General features: G+C 53.4%; 20 protein-coding genes. 7 read left to right on the top strand and 13 right to left on the bottom strand.

The window, feature by feature from the left end; all coding sequences use genetic code 11:
• Positions 1-48 precede the first annotated feature (48 nt).
• The 9 genes from bamA to rpsB all read right to left on the bottom strand — a co-directional run bounded on the left by bamA (position 49) and on the right by rpsB (position 10,266).
• The gene (bamA, locus tag HV242_RS03950) at positions 49-2,466 is read right to left on the bottom strand and encodes an outer membrane protein assembly factor BamA (protein ID WP_014168707.1); all 2,418 of its coding nucleotides are present in this window, start codon (positions 2,464-2,466) and stop codon (positions 49-51) included.
• Between the two features lie 31 nt (positions 2,467-2,497).
• The gene (rseP, locus tag HV242_RS03945; RefSeq protein WP_020882618.1) at positions 2,498-3,850 is read right to left on the bottom strand and encodes a sigma E protease regulator RseP; all 1,353 of its coding nucleotides are present in this window, start codon (positions 3,848-3,850) and stop codon (positions 2,498-2,500) included.
• An 11-nt stretch (positions 3,851-3,861) separates the two neighbouring features.
• On the bottom strand, positions 3,862-4,719 hold the full coding sequence (gene cdsA, locus HV242_RS03940; RefSeq protein ID WP_063858381.1) for a phosphatidate cytidylyltransferase: 858 nt from the start codon (positions 4,717-4,719) through the stop codon (positions 3,862-3,864).
• 12 nt (positions 4,720-4,731) lie between these two features.
• Complete coding sequence (gene ispU, locus HV242_RS03935) at positions 4,732-5,490, bottom strand: (2E,6E)-farnesyl-diphosphate-specific ditrans,polycis-undecaprenyl-diphosphate synthase (protein ID WP_014168704.1); 759 nt, start codon at positions 5,488-5,490, stop codon at positions 4,732-4,734.
• A 186-nt stretch (positions 5,491-5,676) separates the two neighbouring features.
• On the bottom strand, positions 5,677-6,876 hold the full coding sequence (gene ispC, locus HV242_RS03930) for a 1-deoxy-D-xylulose-5-phosphate reductoisomerase (protein WP_063858380.1): 1,200 nt from the start codon (positions 6,874-6,876) through the stop codon (positions 5,677-5,679).
• 95 nt (positions 6,877-6,971) lie between these two features.
• Positions 6,972-7,529: a ribosome recycling factor gene (gene frr, locus HV242_RS03925; protein WP_014168702.1), complete on the bottom strand. Its 558-nt coding sequence runs from the start codon at positions 7,527-7,529 to the stop codon at positions 6,972-6,974.
• Positions 7,530-7,695: 166 nt separating this feature from the next.
• Entirely contained in the window at positions 7,696-8,421 is a 726-nt protein-coding gene (gene pyrH, locus HV242_RS03920) for a UMP kinase (RefSeq protein WP_003856194.1), read from the bottom strand.
• Positions 8,422-8,571: 150 nt separating this feature from the next.
• Positions 8,572-9,423 (bottom strand): translation elongation factor Ts, encoded by an 852-nt coding sequence (gene tsf / locus HV242_RS03915; RefSeq protein ID WP_008501911.1) that lies wholly within the window; start codon positions 9,421-9,423, stop codon positions 8,572-8,574.
• 117 nt (positions 9,424-9,540) lie between these two features.
• Positions 9,541-10,266 carry a 30S ribosomal protein S2 gene (rpsB, locus tag HV242_RS03910; protein WP_003856207.1) on the bottom strand — a complete coding sequence of 242 codons (726 nt, stop codon included), beginning with the start codon at positions 10,264-10,266 and terminating at the stop codon, positions 9,541-9,543.
• Positions 10,267-10,587: 321 nt separating this feature from the next.
• Between rpsB and map the strand changes: the two genes are divergently transcribed.
• From map to HV242_RS03890, 4 genes are all read left to right on the top strand, one after another.
• Positions 10,588-11,382 carry a type I methionyl aminopeptidase gene (map, locus tag HV242_RS03905; protein WP_014168699.1) on the top strand — a complete coding sequence of 265 codons (795 nt, stop codon included), beginning with the start codon at positions 10,588-10,590 and terminating at the stop codon, positions 11,380-11,382.
• A 63-nt stretch (positions 11,383-11,445) separates the two neighbouring features.
• Positions 11,446-14,121 carry a bifunctional uridylyltransferase/uridylyl-removing protein GlnD gene (glnD, locus tag HV242_RS03900; protein ID WP_063858379.1) on the top strand — a complete coding sequence of 892 codons (2,676 nt, stop codon included), beginning with the start codon at positions 11,446-11,448 and terminating at the stop codon, positions 14,119-14,121.
• Between the two features lie 32 nt (positions 14,122-14,153).
• On the top strand, positions 14,154-14,978 hold the full coding sequence (gene dapD / locus HV242_RS03895; RefSeq protein WP_063858378.1) for a 2,3,4,5-tetrahydropyridine-2,6-dicarboxylate N-succinyltransferase: 825 nt from the start codon (positions 14,154-14,156) through the stop codon (positions 14,976-14,978).
• A 111-nt stretch (positions 14,979-15,089) separates the two neighbouring features.
• A complete protein-coding gene (locus HV242_RS03890; protein ID WP_014168696.1) occupies positions 15,090-15,476 on the top strand; it encodes a DUF3461 family protein in 387 nt (128 codons plus the stop codon).
• A 90-nt stretch (positions 15,477-15,566) separates the two neighbouring features.
• Here HV242_RS03890 and cdaR read toward each other — a convergent pair whose 3' ends face one another.
• The 3 genes from cdaR to dgt all read right to left on the bottom strand — a co-directional run bounded on the left by cdaR (position 15,567) and on the right by dgt (position 19,961).
• Positions 15,567-16,724, bottom strand: coding sequence for a DNA-binding transcriptional regulator CdaR (gene cdaR, locus HV242_RS03885; RefSeq protein ID WP_020882613.1), 1,158 nt, complete (start codon positions 16,722-16,724; stop codon positions 15,567-15,569).
• 154 nt (positions 16,725-16,878) lie between these two features.
• Complete coding sequence (gene degP / locus HV242_RS03880) at positions 16,879-18,315, bottom strand: serine endoprotease DegP (protein WP_032679638.1); 1,437 nt, start codon at positions 18,313-18,315, stop codon at positions 16,879-16,881.
• A 131-nt stretch (positions 18,316-18,446) separates the two neighbouring features.
• Positions 18,447-19,961 carry a dGTPase gene (gene dgt / locus HV242_RS03875; protein WP_032679637.1) on the bottom strand — a complete coding sequence of 505 codons (1,515 nt, stop codon included), beginning with the start codon at positions 19,959-19,961 and terminating at the stop codon, positions 18,447-18,449.
• Positions 19,962-20,043: 82 nt separating this feature from the next.
• On the opposite strand from dgt, the gene mtnN reads away from it, so the two are divergent.
• Genes mtnN through HV242_RS03860 form a run of 3 tightly spaced genes read left to right on the top strand, consistent with a single transcriptional unit; the run spans position 20,044 to position 22,186 of the window.
• A complete protein-coding gene (mtnN, locus tag HV242_RS03870; RefSeq protein ID WP_014168692.1) occupies positions 20,044-20,742 on the top strand; it encodes a 5'-methylthioadenosine/S-adenosylhomocysteine nucleosidase in 699 nt (232 codons plus the stop codon).
• Positions 20,735-21,535: a vitamin B12 ABC transporter substrate-binding protein BtuF gene (btuF, locus tag HV242_RS03865; RefSeq protein WP_063858377.1), complete on the top strand. Its 801-nt coding sequence runs from the start codon at positions 20,735-20,737 to the stop codon at positions 21,533-21,535. Before mtnN ends, btuF begins: the two co-directional genes overlap by 8 nt.
• 27 nt (positions 21,536-21,562) lie before the next feature.
• Positions 21,563-22,186: a TRIC cation channel family protein gene (locus tag HV242_RS03860; protein ID WP_014168690.1), complete on the top strand. Its 624-nt coding sequence runs from the start codon at positions 21,563-21,565 to the stop codon at positions 22,184-22,186.
• 56 nt (positions 22,187-22,242) lie between these two features.
• Here the strand turns inward: HV242_RS03860 and erpA are convergent, their stop codons facing one another.
• Entirely contained in the window at positions 22,243-22,587 is a 345-nt protein-coding gene (gene erpA / locus HV242_RS03855) for an iron-sulfur cluster insertion protein ErpA (RefSeq protein ID WP_013095643.1), read from the bottom strand.
• Between the last annotated feature and the right edge of the window lie 49 nt (positions 22,588-22,636).

The raw sequence follows: 22,636 nt of genomic DNA, 5'->3' as shown, positions 1-22,636 counted from the left end.
GCCAGTTGTCAGCGCTACACTGCCAACGCATTCCATTGCAGCGGATTATTACCAGGTTTTACCAATGTTAAACTGGAATTGCTCCGCTTTGTCTCCATCGTATTTCTTAAACGGCTGGGCGTAAGAGAAGACCAACGGCCCCAGCGGTGACATCCATTGTAATGCGATACCTGCAGACATGCGAATATTGCTCGGATCGCTGTAGTCTGGTACGCCTGCCGCACGCATCTGGGCAGTATTCTCCCAGTTGGTATCCCATACAGTACCGGCATCCCAGAAGATGGATGTACGGACTGAGTTTGCGTATTTATCACTGATGAACGGCGTTGGTGTGATGAACTCCAGGCTGGCAACGGCCATGGCGTTACCGCCCACCGCATCATCAGAGCTACAGACTTCAGAAGACGACGATTTATTACAGTTATCGGTGTCGTTACCGCCGTAATAGACCGCTTTCGGACCAATGTTGTTGGACTGGAAGCCACGGACGGTGCTGGAACCACCGGCGTAGAAGTTCTCATAGAATGGCAGTTCTTTGCCACCTAAACCATCGCCATAGCCCCAACGGGTACGACCCAGGACTACCCACTTGTGGTCGTCATCAATTGGGAAGTAGGACGCGGTGTCCAGCGTTACCTTGTAGAACTCGTTATCAGAACCCGGAACGGTCACTTTACCGTTCAGGTTGACACGAGAACCTTCCGTCGGGAAGTAACCACGGTCGAGACGGTTATAGGTCCAGCCATAGTTGAAGGTGAAGTCATCAGCAGCAAAGCCGTTGTTGTCCCCATTTTTACTGGTTGACTGGCCAATAGAGTCCAGATAACGCCACATCGCCACCTGCGGTTGCATGTTGGACAGGTCGTTATGCACATAACCTAAACCAGCGCGCAGCGAGTTGTATTCGTTAACCGGGAAGCCGAGCGTGCCATCTACACCGTAGCTCTTGTTGGTGTAAGAAGACAGATCCGCGTCATCTGCTTTAAAGTCGTTATAGAAGATACGACCGCCCAGGCTCACACCATCTACGGTGAAGTATGGGTTGGTAACAGAGAACTCAGAGTAGGTCTGGTAGTCGTTTTTGGTACCGTTGATACCTACGGAGTAACCCGTACCCAGCCAGTTATCCTGCTGTACGCCGACCTGGAAGCTGACGCCACTTTCAGTACCATAGCCCACACCGAAGTTAAAGCTACCGGTGTTACGCTCTTTGACTTTATAAACGACATCAACCTGATCCGGGCTGCCCGGAACACGCTGGGTATCGGTATCAACCGTTTCGAAATAGCCCAGACGGTTCAGACGCTCTTTACCCTGGTCAACAAGGTCGCTACCTAACCATGCGCCTTCCATCTGACGCATCTCGCGACGCAGGACAGAATCTTTAGAGGTGTCGTTACCTTCGAAGCGGATCTTACGCACGTAGAAACGGTTACCCGCATCAACGTTAACGTGAAGCTTCACAGTTTTATCCGCGTCGTTGATTTCAGGCTGAGTTTGTACACGCGGATAAGCATAACCATAGCGGCCGAGCAGCTTCTTAATGCTGTCTTCCATTTTGGTCACTTTAGACCCGCTATACAGCTCGCCCGGCTGAATTTTGGTCAGCGATTCGATCTCAGCAGAATGGCCTGCCAGGTTACCACTCACGTCAACACCAGAAAGCTTGTACTGATCGCCTTCTGTGATGTTAATCGTAATGTAGATGCCTTTCTTGTCTGGCGTCAGACTGACCTGAGTCGAGTCGATGTTGAAACGGGCATAACCGCGATCCAGATAGTAGCTGCGCAGGGTTTCAAGGTCGCCCGCCAGTTTCTGCTTCTGGTATTTACGATCGCCCACCACGTTCCACCATGGCACTTCGTCGCGCAGCTGGAACGTAGAGATCAGTTCATCGGTGCTGAACGCGTGGTTACCCACGATGTTGATCTGTTGGATCTTCGCAGAAACACCTTCCTGGAAGACCAGTTTCAGGTCAACGCGGTTACGTGGCAACGGCGTCACAACCGCTTTCACGCTGGCACTGTATTTACCCACGCTGTAATAGAAGTCTTCCAGACCTTTTTCTATGTCTGAAAGGGTTGTGCGGTCCAGGGATTCCCCCACACGTACGCCAGATGCTTCAAGGTTCTGCTTGAGCATGTCATCTTTCACCGACTTGTTACCGGAGAAGGTGATACTGGCGATCGTCGGACGTTCTTTTACCTGAACCAGAAGCGTATCACCATCGCGCAGGACGCGGACATCCTCGAAGTTGCCAGTGGCAAACAGAGCACGGATGGTGTTACTGATGTCATCATCATTAACCGTATCGCCGGGGCGCACAGGCATACTGAGGAGGGCCGCACCAACGGCGACACGCTGAAGGCCTTCGAAATGAATGTCTTTCACTACGAACCCGTCAGCACCGTATACGGTGGCGCTGCTAAACAGCAGCGACGCTATGAGCAACTTTTTCATCGCCATCGTTATTATGCGTTCTTCCTAACTAACTCTCTTACAACCGAGAGAAATCATTGAAAAGTGCAAGCCCCATTAACAGCACCAGCAAAATCGAGCCAATGCGATAACTAAAGTCTTGAACTCGCTCGGATACCGGCCCGCCTTTTAGCTTTTCAATCGCCAAAAACAGCAGATGACCCCCGTCTAAAACGGGAAGCGGGAACAGGTTGATTATCCCAAGGTTCACGCTAATGAGCGCAAGAAACATGAGATAGTAAATCACCCCGAATTCCGCTGACATCCCAGCCCCCTGAGCTATTGAAATTGGCCCACTGAGGTTGTTCAGTTTCACATCACCGGTTATCAATTTCCCCAACATGTTTACCGTCAGCTTCATCAGTTGCCATGTTTTATCCGTGGCTTCAAGGATGGCGCTGAACGGCCCATACTGGCGTATTGTCTTGTACTCATCTGGCAGCGGGATGACTTTCGGCACAACGCCTGCAAACCCTTCTGCCTTTTTGCCGACCGACTTCGTATCCGGAGTCAGCGTCAGCGAAAGCGGACTGCCCTGCCTTTCAACTTCCAGCGCGAGCGACGTGCCCGGATTATCGCGCACCAGAGTAACAAAGGTCATCCACTCTGTTAATGGTTGACCATCGACTTTAACGATCCTGTCGCCCGCTTGCAAACCTGCTTTGCTGGCAGCCGAGTTTGCCTGTACTTCGGCTAATACCGGCTCAATCTGCGCACCGCGTGGACGAATGCCCAGCGCAGAGACGGGATCTTCTTTGTCTGGCTCGAAACGCCAGTGACGTAAATCGAGCACTTTGTCCTGCCGCTGGTCAGAACCAAACGGCGACACGCTGAATGTTGTCTGCCGATCGCCAATTTTGGCTACCAGCTGCAGACGCACGGCATCCCAATCAGGGGTTTCGATGCCATCAATCGCTTTAAGTTCCATCCCCGGCGTAATTTGCGCACTCGCCGCGATTGAATCAGGCGCAATTTCACCCACAACCGGACGCACGCCAGGCACGCCGATGATAAACACCAGCCAGTAGGCGAAAACAGCAAAGATGAAGTTGGCTACCGGCCCGGCAGCGATGATGGCGGCGCGTTGTCCAACGGTTTTGTTGTTGAATGCGCTGTGTCGTAGCTCAGGGGCGACAGGCTCAACGCGTTCGTCGAGCATCTTAACGTAGCCGCCAAGCGGGATAAGAGCGATGACAAATTCTGTGCCGTGGCGGTCAGTGCGCGTCCAGAGTGATTTACCAAAACCGATGGAAAACCGCTCTACCCGCACACCGCAACGGCGAGCAACCCAGAAATGGCCAAATTCATGCACGGTAATCAGTACACCCAGTGCAACAATGAACGCCGCCAGATTCCAGAGAATGCTCAGCATAAAACCTTCCGTTAAATCGTCCCGAATACCAGTAAAAGCAAGCACGCAAACACTGGAACAGCCGCTGTCAGGCTATCAATGCGATCCAGTATACCGCCATGTCCTGGAATCAGGTGTCCGCTGTCCTTAATCCCTGCTTCACGCTTAAACATACTTTCGGTTAAATCACCGAGTACCGAGGCCAGCGCAGCAAAAATAGAGCACACCAGCAGTATTGACGGTGCCACTTCCAGATTCGCCCAGACGCCATAGCCCCAGGAAATGATTGCTGCCGTAAACAGGCCGCCGATGAATCCTTGCCAGGTTTTGCCCGGAGACACTTTTGGCGCCAGTTTATGTTTGCCAAACAGTTTACCAAACATATAGGCCCCAGAGTCAGCCCCCCAGACGAGAATCATCACATAAAGCAGCCAGATCGCGCCGCTGTAGTGGTTTTCGTCATAGTGCCAGGCGCGCAGTGCGACCATACCCCAGAAAAAAGGAACAATTGTGAGCAGGCCAAAAATAAGACGCAACACTTTTGAATTACGCCAGAATGCCGCGGAACCTGGGTAAAAAAGCACCAGCAGCAGCGCGGCAACCCACCAGCCCAGCGATATCCAAAGGGAACCGGCAACCAGTGGTTGATGAATATCATGGTGATATTCAGGCAAGGTAAACAGCATCAGGGCCAGGATAAAGCCACAGATTACCGCCAGCCATACCCGCTGAGTGCGTGAGGTAAAGCCGCTAAACTGACCCCATTCCCACGCGGCGAGCATGCAGACCACCAGCGTCAAAATAGCGAATCCCACCGGGGGCAGTAAAAACAGCGCCGCAATGACAATGGGTATTAATACAAAAGCGGAAATCAGGCGATACTTCAGCAAAAGCTACCCCCATCAGGCTTTGTCGCCACCTGGCTCGGTGCCGCCGAAACGACGCTCTCGATTGGCAAAGGCATGCAGCGCACCTTCAAAGTCTTGTTCATCAAAATCGGGCCAAAGAACATCAGTAAAGTAAAGTTCGGCGTAGGCAATTTGCCACAGCAAAAAGTTACTGATGCGATGTTCTCCCCCTGTCCTAATTACCAAATCCACAGGTGCCAGTTCATTCATGCAGATTTGCTTACTCAGCGCCTCTTCATCAATTTGGTCGGGTCTCAACAGCCCTTCCTGAACCTGTTCGGCCAGATGCCGAACGCCCTGGATAATATCCCAGCGTCCACCGTAATTCGCCGCGATATTGAGCGTCAGACCGGTATTATTTTCAGTCAGCGCTTCTGCTTTACGAATCCGTTCCTGCAAACGTGAGTTAAAACGACTGGTTTCGCCGATAATACGCAGACGGACGTTGTGGCGGTGCAGGCTTTTTACTTCGCTATCGAGCGCCCACACAAACAATTCCATCAACGCGGTCACTTCCTGCGGCGGTCGATTCCAGTTTTCACTGCTAAAAGCATAGAGCGTTAACGCATCAATGCCGTTATTGGCGGCAAAAGAAACGGCGCGGCGAACAGATTTCGCCCCAGCTTTATGCCCAAAGGCTCGTATCTTCCCTTGTCTTTTCGCCCAGCGGCCGTTGCCATCCATAATGATTGCTACATGACGGCAGCCATGAGCTGGCAAGTTTTCGCTTATTGGTTGATTCGCAGACAACATAACGCGTTTTTGGTCCCTGAAAAGGATTTAACGGTACTCAGGAATACTGAAGCCTATACATAAAAAAGCCGTGTCAAACCACGGCTTACCTGACCACGTAAAGTCAAATACCTGCGATCAGGTGGCGCAGACTATATCACTGAAGCCCAACGCTAACAAATAGCACAACCACTAGTGCTTGCTTTATCACCAGCTTGCGAGGCGTGTCACCTGCTTACGTGCAATAACGCGAGCCTGTGCATCCACCGCCAGCACCTCTTCCACGCTTTGTGGTTCGCGCAAATCCATCATTTCCAGTACCGATAAATTCAACGTCGCAATATCGGTAAATCGGATCTGCTGATTCAGAAATGCCTCAACGGTAATTTCATTAGCTGCATTAAGTGCCGTCGTCGCCGCCTGCCCCTGGTCAAAGGCTTTCATCGCAAGCTTCAGACACGGATAACGATCGTAGTCCGGTTCGCTAAAGGTCAGTGAACTCAGCTTGCAAAAATCGAGCGGTTTCGCCCCAGACTTCACCCGATTCGGCCACGCCATGGCATGCGCGATAGGCGTGCGCATGTCCGGTTCGCCCAGTTGCGCAAGGACGCTGCCATCCTGATAGCGCACCATCGAGTGAATCACCGATTGCGGGTGGATCAGCACTTCCATCTGTTTTGCCGACGCATTGAACAGCCAGCGCGCTTCAATGTATTCCAGACCTTTGTTCATCATGGTGGCGGAGTCAACGGAGATTTTACGCCCCATTGACCAGTTCGGATGACGGCACGCCTGCTCAGGCGTCATTGCGCTCAGTTCAGACAGTGGCGTTTCACGGAACGGGCCACCTGACCCGGTAAGCAAAATCGATACTACGCCATTCTGCTCCAGGTCAGCGTACCCCAGGTTCTGTTGAAAAGGTTGCGGTAAACTCTGAAAAATCGCGTTGTGCTCGCTGTCGACCGGTAAAAGACGCGCCCCGCGCTGCTTCACCGCCTCCATAAAGAGACGTCCGCAGGTCACCAGCGACTCTTTGTTAGCCAGCAGAACCTCTTTACCGGCATCAATAGCGGCAAGCGTCGGTAGCAGCCCTGCAGCCCCGACGATTGCCGCCATGATCTGATCAACCTCATCCAGCGCAGCCATGTCGCAGGCCGCCTGCTGGCCGCTCAGGACCTCGGTACGACAGCCTTTCTCACGCAACTGCGCGGTGAGCAGGCGGGCGCTCTCTTCGTCATCCATAACCGCATAGCGAGGCGTAAACTCCAGACACTGTTCGATCATACGCTGCACATTCTTACCGGCCACCAGCGCGGTCACGGTGTAATGTTCAGGATTATGGCGAACAACGTCGAGAGTGCTGCAACCGATAGAGCCGGTTGAGCCAAGGAGTGTTAAATGCTTCATGAGATGCCCGAAAAAAGTTAGACCAGATAAAAGCAAAACGCCGCCAGCAAGACCCGAAGTCCTTCTGAACGGCGTTTATCAGTGTACGACAGAAATCAGAACTGCATCAGTTCCGCTTCTTTATCTGCCAGCGCCGCATCAATTTTCTTGATCGCAGCATCCGTCATCTTCTGAATGTCGTCCTGAGAACGACGATCGTCATCTTCACTGATCTCTTTTTCTTTCAGCAGCGCTTTGAGTTTATCGTTCGCATCACGACGTACGTTACGCACGGATACGCGACCCTGCTCAGCTTCACCACGAACGACTTTGATCAGGTCTTTACGACGTTCTTCCGTCAGTGGAGGCAGTGGAACGCGAATGTCAGCGCCCGCAGAGCTTGGGTTCAGACCCAGGTCAGACGCCATGATCGCTTTCTCAACCGCTGGGCTCATAGAACGATCGAAGACGTTGATTTTCAGCGTACGGGTATCTTCAACGGTAACACTCGCCAGTTGACGCAGTGGCGTTGGCGTGCCGTAGTATTCTACGATGATGCCATCCAGCAGGCTTGGGGAAGCACGGCCAGTACGGATTTTGCTGATTTGGGTTTTGAACGCTTCTACGCATTTTTCCATGCGTACTTCAGCATCTTTTCTGATTTCGTTAATCACGTTACGAATCCTTGAAAACTTGTCTCAGGCAGACTATCCGCCAGCACAGCGCTACAGGTGTGCTAAGTATAGTCGCGTTTAATTCTGACAACGCCAAAGGCGCGCCCAGGTAAGATACCACTACAAAATAAAGCGGAATCTTACCTGTATTTATCGCCGACGGAAATTATTCCGTGATCAAAGTGCCTTCTTTTTCACCCATGACCACGCGACGCAGTGCGCCAGGTTTGTTCATGTTGAAGACACGGATCGGCAGTTTGTGGTCACGAGCCAGCGTAAAGGCGGCAAGATCCATCACTTTCAGCTCTTTTTCCAGCACTTCGCTGTAGCTCAGCTGATCGTACATGGTGGCAGACGGATCTTTTGCCGGGTCGGCAGTAAACACGCCATCCACTTTGGTCGCTTTCAGAACCACATCGGCTTCGATCTCGATACCGCGCAGGCAGGCAGCGGAATCGGTAGTAAAGAATGGGTTACCCGTACCGGCGGAGAGGATCACCACGCGGTTGTTGCGCAGCAGGCTAATCGCCTCTGCCCAGCTGTAGTTATCGCAGACGCCATTCAATGGGATTGCGGACATCAGGCGGGCGTTCACATAGGCGCGATGAAGCGCATCACGCATTGCCAGGCCATTCATCACGGTTGCCAGCATACCCATGTGGTCGCCCACAACGCGGTTCATCCCCGCTTTCGCCAGACCAGCACCACGGAAAAGGTTGCCACCGCCAATGACCACGCCAACCTGAATACCCAGTTCGACCAGTTCTTTGATTTCCTGTGCCATGCGGTCAAGGATGCTTGCGTCAATACCGAAGCCTTCCGATCCCTGCAGCGCTTCGCCACTCAGCTTAAGCAGAATGCGTTTGTACACGGGTTTTGCATTGGTAGCCATGTTTCTTTCCTGAGACTGTCAACGATTAAGATGGGGGTTAATTCTGGCGACATGATATGTCGCATATCAGCACAGGGATACTGGAGCCTGTCTGATTTCGTGTGACGGGTGACAAAAAGAAGCCGCCCTCAGGCGGCTCCTTTTCAATCATTAAGACTGCTTGGACATTGCAGCAACTTCTGCTGCGAAGTCAGTCTCAACTTTCTCGATGCCTTCGCCCACTTCGAAGCGGATGAAGCCAGTCACGTCAGCGTTGTGCTCTTTCAGCAGCTGAGCAACAGACTTGCTTGGATCCATAACGAATGGCTGGCCAGTCAGAGAAACTTCGCCGGTGAATTTCTTCATGCGGCCTTCAACCATTTTCTCTGCGATTTCTTTTGGCTTACCAGACTGCATCGCGATGTCCAGCTGAACCTGGTACTCTTTCTCTACCACTTCAGCAGACACGTCTTCTGGCTTAACGAATTCTGGTTTGCTTGCAGCGATGTGCATAGCCAGCTGTTTAACCAGCTCTTCATCAGCGCCTTTAGCCGCAACCAGAACACCGATACGTGCACCGTGCTGGTATGAACCCAGAACGTCGCCTTCCAGAGAAGCAACACGACGGATGTTGATGTTCTCACCGATTTTAGCAACCAGAGCAACACGTTCTTCTTCGAACTGTGCTTTCAGAACTTCAACGTCAGTGATTTTGCCCGCAACAGCTGCGTCCAGAACTTTGTTAGCAAATGCCTGGAAACCACCATCTTTAGCAACGAAGTCAGTCTGGCAGTTAACTTCCAGGATGATGCCGTAGTTGCCGTCGATCTTAGTGATGATCACGCCGTCAGCAGCAACGTTGCCTGCTTTTTTAGCTGCTTTGATCGCACCGGATTTACGCATGTTTTCGATTGCCAGCTCGATGTCGCCGTTCGCTTCAGTCAGCGCTTTTTTGCAATCCATCATGCCTGCGCCAGTACGCTCGCGCAGCTCTTTTACCAGGGATGCGGTAATTTCAGCCATTCTTAAATCCTCGGGAGATGTGAACTGCCCGGCCTGCGGCCAAACAGTGTAAATTGAAAAAAGGGGCCGATAATTGGCCCCTATTCATACACGGTACTAATAAGGGGTGAAACCTTATTATTCAGCTTCTACGAAGCTTTCTTCCGCCTGAGAAGCCAGATCCTGGGAACGGCCTTCACGAACGGTAGCAGCTACAGCGCTCAGGTACAGGCTAACAGCACGGATTGCGTCGTCGTTACCCGGGATAACGAAGTCAACACCGTCCGGATCGGAGTTGGTATCAACGATAGCGAATACCGGGATACCCAGGTTGTTAGCTTCTTTGATTGCGATGTGCTCGTGGTCTGCATCGATTACGAACAGCGCGTCTGGCAGGCCGCCCATATCTTTGATACCGCCCAGGCTGTTTTCCAGCTTGTCCAGTTCACGAGTGCGCATCAGCGCTTCTTTCTTAGTCAGCTTGTCGAAAGTACCGTCCTGAGACTGGGTTTCCAGATCTTTCAGGCGCTTGATGGACTGACGAACGGTTTTCCAGTTAGTCAGCATGCCGCCCAACCAGCGATGGTTCACGAAGAACTGATCGCAGCTGTTAGCAGCATCTTTCACAGCTTCGCTTGCAGCGCGCTTAGTACCAACGAACAGAATCTTACCTTTACGGGAAGAGATCTTGTTCAGCTCAGCCAGGGCTTCGTTGAACATTGGTACAGTTTTCTCAAGGTTGATGATGTGAACTTTGTTACGTGCGCCGAAGATGAAAGGCTTCATTTTCGGGTTCCAGTAACGGGTCTGGTGACCGAAGTGAACACCAGCCTTGAGCATGTCGCGCATGGAAACAGTTGCCATGTTTAAAACCTCTATATTAAAAGTTGGGGTTATGCCTCCACGTATCCCATATTACCGACCCCGAAGGGCACCCCGGAATATGTGCCGATACGTGTGTGTTGTTACACAAAGTGAGATTTGTCGCTTCCGTCCAGCCTGTGTATCTGAAATGGATCGGAAGTCCGGCGCGCTTTATACCACAAAACACGACCAGAAACCAACAGTTGTTGGCCGAGTGTGCTGTTAATGATTCTCAATTTGGCACGGGGTGCGCCTGACTGATACCATTAACGACACTTAGACTAGTATTGTCGAAAAAATCGACACTGATGGACAGATTACATGGCTATCTCTATTAAGACACCTGAAGAAATTGAAAAGATGCGCGTCGCCGGTCGTCTGGCCGCAGACGTGCTGGAAATGATCGAGCCGTACGTGAAGCCGGGCGTGAGCACGGGTGAACTGGACCGCATTTGTAACGACTATATCGTCAATGAGCAGCACGCGGTCTCCGCCTGCCTTGGCTACCATGGTTTCCCGAAATCCGTCTGCATTTCGATTAACGAAGTGGTTTGTCACGGTATTCCGGACAACGAAAAACTGCTCAAAGATGGCGACATCGTCAACATCGACGTGACGGTCATTAAAGATGACTACCACGGTGACACCTCTAAGATGTTCATCGTGGGCAAGCCGACGATTCTGGGCGAGCGTCTGTGCAAAGTGACGCAAGAAAGCCTCTACCTGGCGCTGAAAATGGTTAAACCCGGCATTCGCCTGCGCACCATTGGGGCCGCTATCCAGAAATTCGTTGAAGCGGAAGGTTTCTCCGTTGTGCGTGAATACTGCGGCCACGGCATTGGCCGTGTCTTCCACGAAGAGCCACAGGTTCTGCACTATGATGCGGATGACGGCGGCGTAGTACTGCAAAAAGGCATGACCTTCACCATCGAGCCGATGGTCAATGCCGGTGATTACCGCATCCGCACCATGAAAGATGGCTGGACGGTGAAAACCAAAGACAGAAGCTTGTCTGCGCAGTACGAGCATACTATTGTGGTAACAGACAACGGCTGCGAAATTATGACGTTGCGCAAGGATGACACCATCCCGGCGATACTCACGCACGATGAATGATAAAAAAGCCGGCAGATGCCGGCTTTTTTAATGGCTATAGCTTTTTCTTATGGGTGGCGCACGATGAGTAATCTTTTACCCGAACAGTATGCTAACACAGCACTTCCCACCCTACCCGACCAGCCCGATAACCCGGGCGTCTGGCCCCAGCAGGATCTGACCTGCGCCGGTATCAAGGCGTATATGGATGTCTTCCAGCGCTGGCTCGGAAGCGCATTTGATGCCGGCATCTCCGCGGAGCAGCTTATTGAAGCACGCACCGAGTTTATCGACCAGCTCCTGCAGCGTCTGTGGATTGATTACGGGTTTGGGCAGATCAGTGACGTGGCACTGGTCGCCGTCGGGGGCTATGGCCGCGGTGAGCTTCATCCGCTTTCCGATATCGACTTACTGATTTTAAGCCGCAAAAAGCTGCCGGATGAACAGGCGCAGAAAATTGGCGAACTGCTGACGCTGCTGTGGGATGTGAAGCTTGAAGTGGGCCACAGCGTGCGCACGCTGGAAGAGTGCCTGCTCGAAGGATTATCTGACCTGACCGTCGCCACCAACCTGATTGAAACCCGCCTGTTGATTGGCGACGTCGCGTTGTTCCTGGAGCTGCAAAAACACATTTTCAGCGACGGCTTCTGGCCTTCAGAAAAATTCTTCGCCGCGAAGGTCGAGGAGCAGAATCAGCGTCACCAGCGCTACCACGGTACCAGCTATAACCTGGAGCCGGATATTAAAAGCAGTCCGGGTGGACTGCGCGACATTCACACGCTGCAGTGGGTGGCCCGCCGCCACTTTGGCGCCACCTCAATGGACGAGATGGTTGGCTTCGGCTTTTTAACCGAGGCTGAGCGAAACGAGCTGAATGAGTGTCTGCACCTGCTCTGGCGGATCCGTTTTGCCCTGCATCTCGAGCTTAGCCGCTACGATAACCGTCTGCTGTTTGACCGTCAGCTCAGCGTGGCGCAGCGCCTCAACTACCGCGGTGAAGGTAACGAGCCGGTTGAGCACATGATGAAGGATTTCTTCCGCGTTACCCGTCGTGTCACTGAACTGAACCAGATGCTGCTGCAGCTGTTCGACGAAGCGATCCTGGCCCTGACGGCGGACGAAAAACCGCGGCCGATCGATGATGAATTCCAGCTGCGCGGCACGCTTATCGATCTGCGCGACGAAACGCTGTTTATCCGTCAGCCGGAAGCGATCCTGCGGATGTTCTACACCATGGTTCGCAATAGCACGATCACCGGGATCTACTCCACAACGCTGCGTCATCTGCGCCATGCGCGCCGTCATCTGACGCAGCCACTGTGCTATATCCCGGAAGCCCGATCCCTTTTTCTCAGTATGTTGCGCCATCCGGGTGCCGTCAGCCGTGGGCTTCTGCCGATGCATCGCCACAGCGTGCTGTGGGCCTATATGCCACAGTGGTCACATATCGTCGGGCAGATGCAGTTCGATCTGTTCCACGCCTATACGGTGGATGAACACACGATCCGCGTCATGCTCAAGCTGGAGAGCTTTGCCAGAGAAGAGACACGCTCACGTCACCCACTGTGCGTCGAACTGTGGCCACGTCTTACCCACCCGGAACTGATCCTGATTGCCGCCCTGTTCCACGACATCGCCAAAGGTCGCGGCGGTGACCACTCGGTGCTCGGCGCGCAGGACGTGCTGAAATTTGCCGAACTGCATGGACTGAACTCTCGCGAGACGCAGCTGGTTGCCTGGCTGGTACGCCATCACCTGCTGATGTCCGTCACCGCGCAGCGTCGTGACATTCAGGATCCGGAGGTCATCAAGCAGTTTGCAGAAGAGGTTCAGACGGAAAACCGCCTGCGCTATCTGGTCTGCCTGACGGTAGCCGATATTTGTGCCACCAACGAAACGCTGTGGAACAGCTGGAAGCAAAGCCTGTTGCGCGAGTTGTACTTTGCCACCGAAAAACAGCTGCGCCGCGGGATGCAAAACACCCCGGACATGCGCGAGCGTGTACGCCATCATCAGCTGCAGGCGCTGGCGCTGTTGCGGATGGATAACATTGATGAAGAGGCGCTGCATCAGATTTGGGCGCGCTGTCGTGCCAACTATTTTGTCCGCCACAGCCCAAACCAGCTTGCCTGGCATGCGCGACATCTGCTTCAGCATGATTTGTCGCAACCGATGATCCTCCTCAGTCCGCAGGCCACGCGCGGCGGTACCGAGATCTTTATCTGGAGCCCGGATCGGCCTTATCTGTTTGCTGCGGTTTGTGCCGAACTGGACAGGCGTAACCTGAGCGTTCACGACGCGCAGATTTTCACCACCCGGGACGGCATGGCGATGGACACCTTTATTGTACTGGAGCCAGACGGAAGCCCGCTGTCGTCGGACCGCCATGAAGGGATACGTTTTGGCCTGGAACAGGCGATCACCCAGCGCAGCTGGCAGCCACCGCAGCCGCGTCGTCAGCCGTCGAAATTACGCCACTTTACCGTCGATACCGAAGTCAATTTCCTGCCGACCCACACCGATCGTAAATCGTTCCTGGAGCTGATCGCGCTCGACCAGCCAGGGCTGCTCGCCCGCGTCGGCCAGGTTTTTGCCGATCTGGGAATTTCGCTTCACGGGGCCAGAATTACAACCATTGGCGAACGAGTAGAAGATTTATTTATAATCGCCACCGCCGACCGGCGTGCCCTTAATAATGACCTGCAACTTGAAGTGCAACAACGGTTGACAGCAGCCCTCAATCCAAACGATAAAGGGTGACGTGTTTTTTAGTGAAATGGAAAGAGTAAACAATGCAGCAGTTACAGAACGTTATTGAGTCCGCTTTTGAGCGTCGCGCCGAGATTACTCCGGCAAATGTGGATACCGTTACCCGTGAAGCGGTTAATCAGGTTATTTCTCTGCTGGATTCCGGCGCGCTACGTGTAGCAGAAAAAATCGACGGTCAGTGGGTAACTCATCAATGGCTGAAGAAAGCCGCGCTGCTCTCTTTCCGTATCAATGATAACCAGGTTATCGACGGAGCAGAAAGCCGCTACTTCGATAAAGTCCCTATGAAATTCGCTGACTACGACGAAGCTCGCTTCCAGAAAGAAGGCTTCCGCGTAGTACCGCCAGCGGCCGTACGTCAGGGTGCGTTCATCGCGCGTAACACCGTGCTGATGCCCTCCTACGTTAACATCGGTGCTTACGTAGACGAAGGCTCCATGGTGGATACCTGGGCAACCGTCGGCTCCTGCGCGCAGATCGGTAAAAACGTTCACCTGTCCGGCGGCGTGGGTATCGGTGGTGTACTGGAGCCACTGCAGGCTAATCCAACCATCATCGAAGATAACTGCTTCATCGGCGCGCGCTCTGAAGTGGTGGAAGGCGTGATCGTTGAGGAAGGCTCCGTTATCTCGATGGGCGTTTACATCGGTCAGAGCACCCGTATTTACGATCGTGAGACCGGTGAAATTCACTACGGTCGCGTGCCGGCCGGTTCCGTTGTGGTCTCCGGCAACCTGCCGTCAAAAGATGGCAAATACAGCCTGTACTGTGCGGTTATCGTGAAGAAAGTTGATGCGAAAACCCGCGGTAAGGTGGGCATCAATGAGTTGCTGCGCACCATCGATTAATCGGATATAACAAAAAGCGGGGGCCACCCCGCTTTTTTCATATCTGAGGGTGGCGAAAATAGATTTTTTCGTTAATTATTCAAAGGTTATGTTGAGATCAAGGGTACCGCTATGTACGATAATCTGAAAAGTCTGGGCATTACCAATCCTGATGAAATTGATCGTTACAGCCTTCGCCAGGAAGCTAATAACGACATTCTGAAAATCTATTTTCACAAGGACAAAGGAGAGTTTTTCGCCAAGAGCGTGAAGTTTAAATATCCACGCCAGCGTAAGACCGTCGTCGCTGACGGTGTAGGACAGGGATACAAAGAAGTTCAGGAAATCAGCCCTAATCTGCGCTATGTGATCGATGAACTCGATCAGATCTGTCAGCGCGACCGCACTGAAGTCGATCTCAAACGTAAGATCCTCGACGATCTGCGTCACCTTGAAAGCGTTGTCACCAACAAGATTAGCGAAATCGAAGCGGATCTTGAAAAGCTTACCCGGAAATAAACGCAAAACGGCAATCTTTGATTGCCGTTTTAGTGTTTGCGCCCTCTCCCGCGGAAAGGGATGGAGTAAGGGCATCAGGCCGTATTTCACTCATCTCTGCTCATCGAGCTGTAACGCCACATAAAGCAGCAGCCTGTCGTCAAAGCTCCCCAGATCCAGCCCTGTCAGCTCCGAAATCCGGTTCAGTCGATATTCCAGCGTATTGCGATGTATAAACAGCGCTTTCGACGTTGCCAGCGGCTGTACGTTATGACGGAACCACGCCTGCAGCGTCCGACGCAGCAGACCGTTATTGTCCATCGCCTTGAGGCGCGCTAACGGACGTGCCAGCTCATTGGCCTGCCAGCCACCGCGCAGGCTGTCGAGCAGCACCGGCAGCATCAGATCCTGGTAGAAATAACTGCGGCTTTCCGGCATCCGCTGCTTACCCACCATCATGGTGGTGCGGGCAGTACGCCAGGAGCGGGCAATACTGCCCGGACCGGTGAAGTAATTGCCCAGCGCGACGCGAAAACGAAGCTGACCATTCTCCTTCATGCGGGCTATCAACTGCTCCACGCGACGACGATGATCTTCTGCATCCCAGCGCCCGAACGCGTTCAGCGCGGGCTTGAGCACCACCATTTCCGTCAGAGAGACAATCGCCACCAGGTTATCGCGTTCCGGCGTCGCCAGCGCATTTTGCAGCTGCTGCAGCTCAGCCATCGCACTGTCAACGCCAAGCTGGCCGCTGTCCACCTCAATTACCGCCACGACGCGCGGCTGATTCAGATCGATTCCCAGGCGCTGCGCCCATTCATTGAGTGCAGGGGTATGCTCATCCGCCTGAATCAGATTCATCACCAGCTCTTCACGCAGACGGCTGTCCTGGGCGAGCAGATGCATCAGGCGCGACTGCTCAAGCATCATCTCCGCCGTCATACAGACCAGTTCGCCATATTTTCGCAGCGACTCCGGCTCGCCGGTCAGGCCGATAACGCCAACAATTTCCCCCTCAAGACGCAGCGGTAAATTGATGCCCTGACGGACACCGTGCAGGTGTTTCGCCACCGCATCGTCGATGTCCACCACCCGCCCCTGGGAGAGCACCAGCAGCGCCCCTTCGTGCAATTCCCCAATACGCTCACGATCGCCACTGCCAATAATGCGCCCACGGGCATCCATTACGTTGATATTGGTATCAATGATGCGCATGGTGCGTGCCACAATATCCTGCGCCATTTTGGTATCGAGATGCCAGCCAGCCATGTAACCCTCCTGTGAGCAGAGCTCAAGCATAGGGAAGTTCAGCTACCGCTGCATTGTGCGAATGCACAAAGTGAAAGGGAGAAGTATGGAGTTGTGGAAAAGGTCACAGAAAGGTGAAAAGCCCCTGCTCATCTGAAACAGGGGCCTGAGAGGATTACTGCATCAGCAGGTAAATTGAGGTATCACCACGCTGAATATTCAACGCCAGCACGGAAGGTTTGCTGTCCAGAATTTTGCGCAGTTCAGCAATGTTTTTCACTGGCTGCTGGTTCGCACCCATGATCACATCGCCTTTTTTCAGGCCAATGCGCGCAGCCGGGCTGTTCGCTTTAACGTTGTTTACCACAACGCCTTTGTCCTGACCTTTATTGCTCATCTCGGCGCCTTCAATGCCGCTGAAGATGGTGCTGGAATCAACCTGATTCTGGCTGCTCTGCTGCAGTTCCAGGCTCACGTTAACCGGTTTACCGTCACGCAGCAGGCCGAGGGTGACTTTGCTGCCAATCGGCATGGAGCCCACTTCAGCACGCAGCGCGGCAAAGCTGCTGATCGGTTTCCCGTTCAGGGAGGTGATGACATCACCTGCTTTAATGCCCGCTTTCGCCGCGGAGGAGTTCGGCATCACCTGGCTGACAAATGCGCCGCGCTGGGCGTCAACTTTCATCGCCTTAGCCAGTTCGGAATTCAGTTCGGTACCCAGAATCCCCAGTTCACCGCGTTTCACCTGGCCATACTGCACCATCTGCGCGGTCAGGTTTTTCACCATGTTACTTGGGATAGCAAAGCCGATCCCGATATTGCCACCGTCTGGTGCAAGGATCGCGGTGTTGATACCAATCAGCTCACCGTTCAGGTTCACCAGCGCACCGCCGGAGTTACCCCGGTTGATGGCGGCATCCGTCTGGATGAAGTTTTCATAGTTTTCAGCGTTGAGGCCGCTACGACCCAGCGCGGAAACAATCCCCGAGGTTACGGTTTCACCCAGACCGAACGGGTTACCGATAGCGACGGTATAATCACCGACACGCAGCGCATCGGAGTCGGCAATTTTAATCGCCGTCAGGTTTTTCGGATCCTGAATCTGGATCAGCGCGATATCGGAGCGCGGGTCTTTCCCGACCACTTTGGCATCAAATTTACGCCCGTCGCTCAGCTGAACCTTAATGCTGTTGGCGTTATCAACAACGTGGTTGTTGGTCACGACGTAGCCTTTCGCCGCATCGATAATCACACCCGAGCCAAGCGCCATGAATTTCTGCTGCTGGCCACCCCCCTGGGTGTCATCCCCTGCACCACCGCCCTGACAGAACGGGGAGCTCTGGAATGGCGAACCGTCCTGGCAGAAAGGTGAGTTATCACCAAAAAACTGCTGGAAGTTACGCGGCATACGCGGCGTATTGACGGTTGTGCTGCCCTCAACGTTAATACTCACCACCGATGGCATCACTTTTTCGAGCATCGGTGCCAGGCTTGGCATCTGCTGCGCGGTCGCTGCCGACGATGCGGTCTCAGCTGCAGTAGCAGTCAGAGGAGACAGCGCTAAACCTAAACTCAGAGCCAGTGCACTCATTGCTAATGTGGTTTTTTTCATGTGTCTTAATCTCGATTTACAGATAACGCAAAATTGCTGTGTAACTCAGATTCATTTTATACCGCTTAGTTCCGGCCATAAGTTTATGGAAAAGGTAAAAATTTATTGGCCGTCTTTACAAAACTCCGTGCTTATTCCACCGCCATGAGCTTGCGGTATTCATCCCAGGCATACAAATCTGTCATCCCGCTGATATAGTCCTGGATGAGACGGCAGCGATAATAATATTCCAGCACCGGCCACTGGGGCGACTGCCGATCCAGCTTGCCGATGGCTTCGACATAAGCCAGACGGTGGCGGGTTGAGAGTTTCTGATAAAGCCGGGATTCAATCGGTATTCGCCGCACGCGCTCTTTTTCCACCAGCTCGCTGAACTCGTCGACGGATAACTGCAGCAGAGGCCGATAGATTTCGAGTAACCCACTGATAACCCTGTATCCCTGCAGCTCAAGCTGTTCAACATCCGGATGGCTGAAAACATGACGCACGGCCACGTTTTTATAGAGCTCAAGAAGCTGGCTAAAGCTGCTGTCATCTTCCAGCAACGCATGGTTGAATTCGCCGCTATAAATTAACGGCAGGTTGTCAATAAAGCGCGAGGCGGCATAAGGCACCAGTTTATTTAATGTATTGACCCGTAAATACATAAAGAACTGATCTTCCGTGCTGCGGCTTAATGTATTTGAACGCGATTTCTCCCAGGCATTTTCGACAACCTGAGCAAACAGCGAGCCTTTTTCATGCGTTCCCCAGGCCTCATAAAGATGCTGATAAAGTTCTTCGACGCTGAATATTCTTTTCTCAACGGCGTCTTCCAGGTCGGCAACACAATATGAAATGTCGTCGGCAGCTTCCATAATCCAGGTTAAGGGGAAGCGGCCGTTTGGTGTCAGAGAAAGTTCTTTACGCAGGCGCTCAATATAGGCTTCTTCGGAAAGATAATAGCCCGGCTTTTTCATCAAATAACTGTGCGACGCGGGCGTCTCGCCCATCCACCAGGCCGGTCGCGTATATTTCAGGATACACCCCACCTGTGCCCAGGTCAGGTTCATACGCATCAGGGAGTGTACCAGCCGGATCCCCTGCGCATTCCCTTCGAAGTGACAGAGGTCGTGACGGACTTTACGCCTCAGGTCGTTCAGCGCGTCTTCACCTTCGCGCAGGCGTAAATCCCGCACCAGGCAGCGGTCATCGCTCAGAGGCTGGCTTACCGCATCAGCAGGATAAAGCCGCTGTTTAAACCAGTCATTTATGGCGGCTTCGCCAAAATGACCAAAGGGCGGGTTACCGATGTCATGCATCAGGCAGGCCATCTCAACAATGCTCTCAAACGGCCCGGTCAGCTCATTCAGCCCATAGGTTTCGAGAAGCTGCTGCTCTTTAAGACGGCTTAAGATCTCTTTGGCAATGTAGCGGCCAACCTGCTGAACTTCCATAGAATGCGTTAAGCGCGTGCGCACCGCAGCGTTACGTTCAAGCGGAAACACCTGGGTTTTTTGCTGTAAACGACGGATTGCCGGCGAGTTTATGATCCGCCCACGATCGCTTTCGAAGATACGCAGGATCTCATGCTCGCTCTTGTCGCCCTGCGGCGAACGGAAACGTCGGTGCCAGTTAATTTTGGTGCGAAAATCGATTGGTGACATGTGCTCCCCCGCGTGAGAATGCGTTTCCTCTTAACCGCATGATAGACTATGCATCTTAACAAGGCACATCGCGAGTAAATCTATGAAAATCGGCATTATTGGTGCAATGGAAGAAGAAGTTACGCTGCTGCGTGACAAAATTGAGAACCGTCAGACTCTCTCCCTCGGTGGCTGTGAGATCTATACCGGCCAGTTGAATGGCGTTGACGTCGCTCTGCTGAAATCAGGCATCGGTAAGGTTGCTGCTGCGCTGGGCGCGACCCTGCTGCTCGAACGCTGCAAGCCGGACGTTATCATTAACACCGGTTCTGCAGGCGGCCTGGCGTCGACGCTGAAAGTGGGTGATATCGTTGTTTCCGATGAAGCGCGTTACCACGATGCAGACGTTACCGCATTCGGCTACGAATACGGTCAGCTTCCGGGTTGCCCGGCCGGGTTTAAAGCCGATGATAAACTGATTGCGGCGGCTGAAAGCTGCATCGCTGAGCTGAACCTCAACGCGGTACGCGGCCTGATCGTCAGCGGTGATGCGTTCATCAATGGCTCCGTCGGCCTGGCGAAAATTCGTCATAACTTCCCTCAGGCCGTTGCCGTTGAGATGGAAGCGACCGCCATTGCTCACGTTTGCCATAACTTCAACGTTCCGTTCGTGGTGGTTCGCGCCATCTCCGACGTGGCTGACCAGCAGTCTCATATCAGCTTCGACGAGTTCCTGACCGTTGCGGCAAAACAGTCCACCGTGATGGTGGAGCGCCTGGTGCAGAAACTGGCTCGTGGGTAACCCATACATCAGGGCGCTGGTCGCCCTGCTTTTTCTCGCACCGGCATGGCTATTTGCCGCGCCGCGTGTGATTACGCTCTCTCCGGCAAACACCGAACTGGCCTTTGCCGCCGGGATCACGCCTGTCGGCGTGAGCAGCTTTTCGGATTACCCTCCGCAAGCGGCCCATATTGAACAGGTAGCGACCTGGCAAGGGATGAACATTGAGCGCATCGTGGCGCTTAAACCCGATCTCGTGCTTGCCTGGCGCGGCGGTAACGCCGAGCGGCAGGTCAACCAGCTCTCTTCGCTTGGGATCAAGGTGATGTGGATTGATGCGGTGAGCATTGAGCAGGTCGCTCAGGCACTGCGTTCTCTGGCCCCCTACAGCCCTACTCCAGCAAAAGCCGAGAATGCCGCGAAAGAGATGCTCAGCGACTATGCCGCGCTGAAATCCCGCTACGATACCCCCGTCAAAAAACGCATCTTCCTGCAGTTTGGCAGCCAGCCGCTGTTCACCACCGGGAAAGGATCCATTCAGAATCAGGTGCTGGAAATCTGCGGCGGTGAAAACATCTTTGCAGCCAGCCGGGTGCCGTGGCCTCAGGTCAGCCGGGAACAGGTGCTCGCACGCCAGCCACAGGCCATCGTGGTGGTCGGAAATGCGAGCGAGATTCCTAAAATTGAACAATTCTGGCAACGTCAGCTAAAAATACCGGTGATCCCCCTCACCAGTGACTGGTTTGAACGCGCCAGCCCGCGTATTATCCTCGCCGCAAAACAGCTCTGTGCCGCGCTGGCAGAGAGTCACTAACAACATACCCCGCTCGAGGATTTAACGATGCTCGTTTATTGGCTGGATATTCTTGGCACAGCCGTTTTTGCTATCTCCGGCGTTTTACTCGCCGGAAAACTGCGCATGGATCCGTTTGGCGTACTGGTGCTGGGCGTGGTCACCGCCGTGGGTGGCGGGACGATACGTGATATGGCCCTGGCGAATGGCCCGGTATTTTGGGTAAAAGATCCAACCGATCTGGTGGTGGCGATGGTCACCTGTCTGTTGACCATCGTGTTGGTTCGCCAACCCCGCCGGTTACCGAAATGGATACTCCCGGTACTGGATGCCGTCGGTCTGGCCGTCTTTGTGGGCATCGGGGTCAATAAAGCCTTCAATGCGGGAACGGGCCCGATGGTGGCCATCTGCATGGGCGTGTTAACCGGGGTCGGCGGCGGGATTATTCGCGACATTCTGGCGCGTGAAGTTCCCATGATCCTGCGTACCGAAATCTATGCCACGGCGTGTATTATTGGTGGGATTGTTCACGCGACGGCGTATTACACCTTTGCGATGCCGCTAGAAAATGCAGCCATGCTGGGTATGGTGGTCACGCTAGGGATACGGTTAGCGGCGATACGCTGGCATCTGAAGCTGCCGACGTTTGCGCTGGATGATAATGCACGATAAGCGTTGTTTATAAGCCCGGTGGCGCTACGCTTACCGGGCTTACGACTGCATCCCTGTCAGATGCTGAACGAAGAGCCACATCCACAGGTACTTGTCGCGTTCGGGTTAGTCACAACGAAGCGCGAACCTTCCAGGCCTTCAGTGTAATCCACCGAACCACCCACCAGGTACTGCAGGCTCATCGGGTCAACCACCAGCGCAACGCCCTGCTTCTCGATAGTCATATCGCCGTCGTTGACCTGATCGTCAAAGGTAAAACCATACTGGAAGCCGCTGCAGCCGCCACCGGTAATATAGACACGCAGTTTCAGATCCGGATTGTCCTCGTCGGCAATCAGGGTTTTCACTTTGTTGGCTGCTGCTTCGGTAAATTCCAGCGGCAACGCTACGTCATCACTCATCTTATGCTCCCATGAATACTGCTACTGCTATTGGGTAAAATTCACCCAA

This window comes from Enterobacter sp. RHBSTW-00593 (assembly GCF_013784105.1).
Taxonomy (GTDB): domain Bacteria; phylum Pseudomonadota; class Gammaproteobacteria; order Enterobacterales; family Enterobacteriaceae; genus Enterobacter; species Enterobacter ludwigii.
Note: the sequence above shows the minus strand (reverse complement) of the source record. Positions and strands in the feature narration are given on the sequence as shown.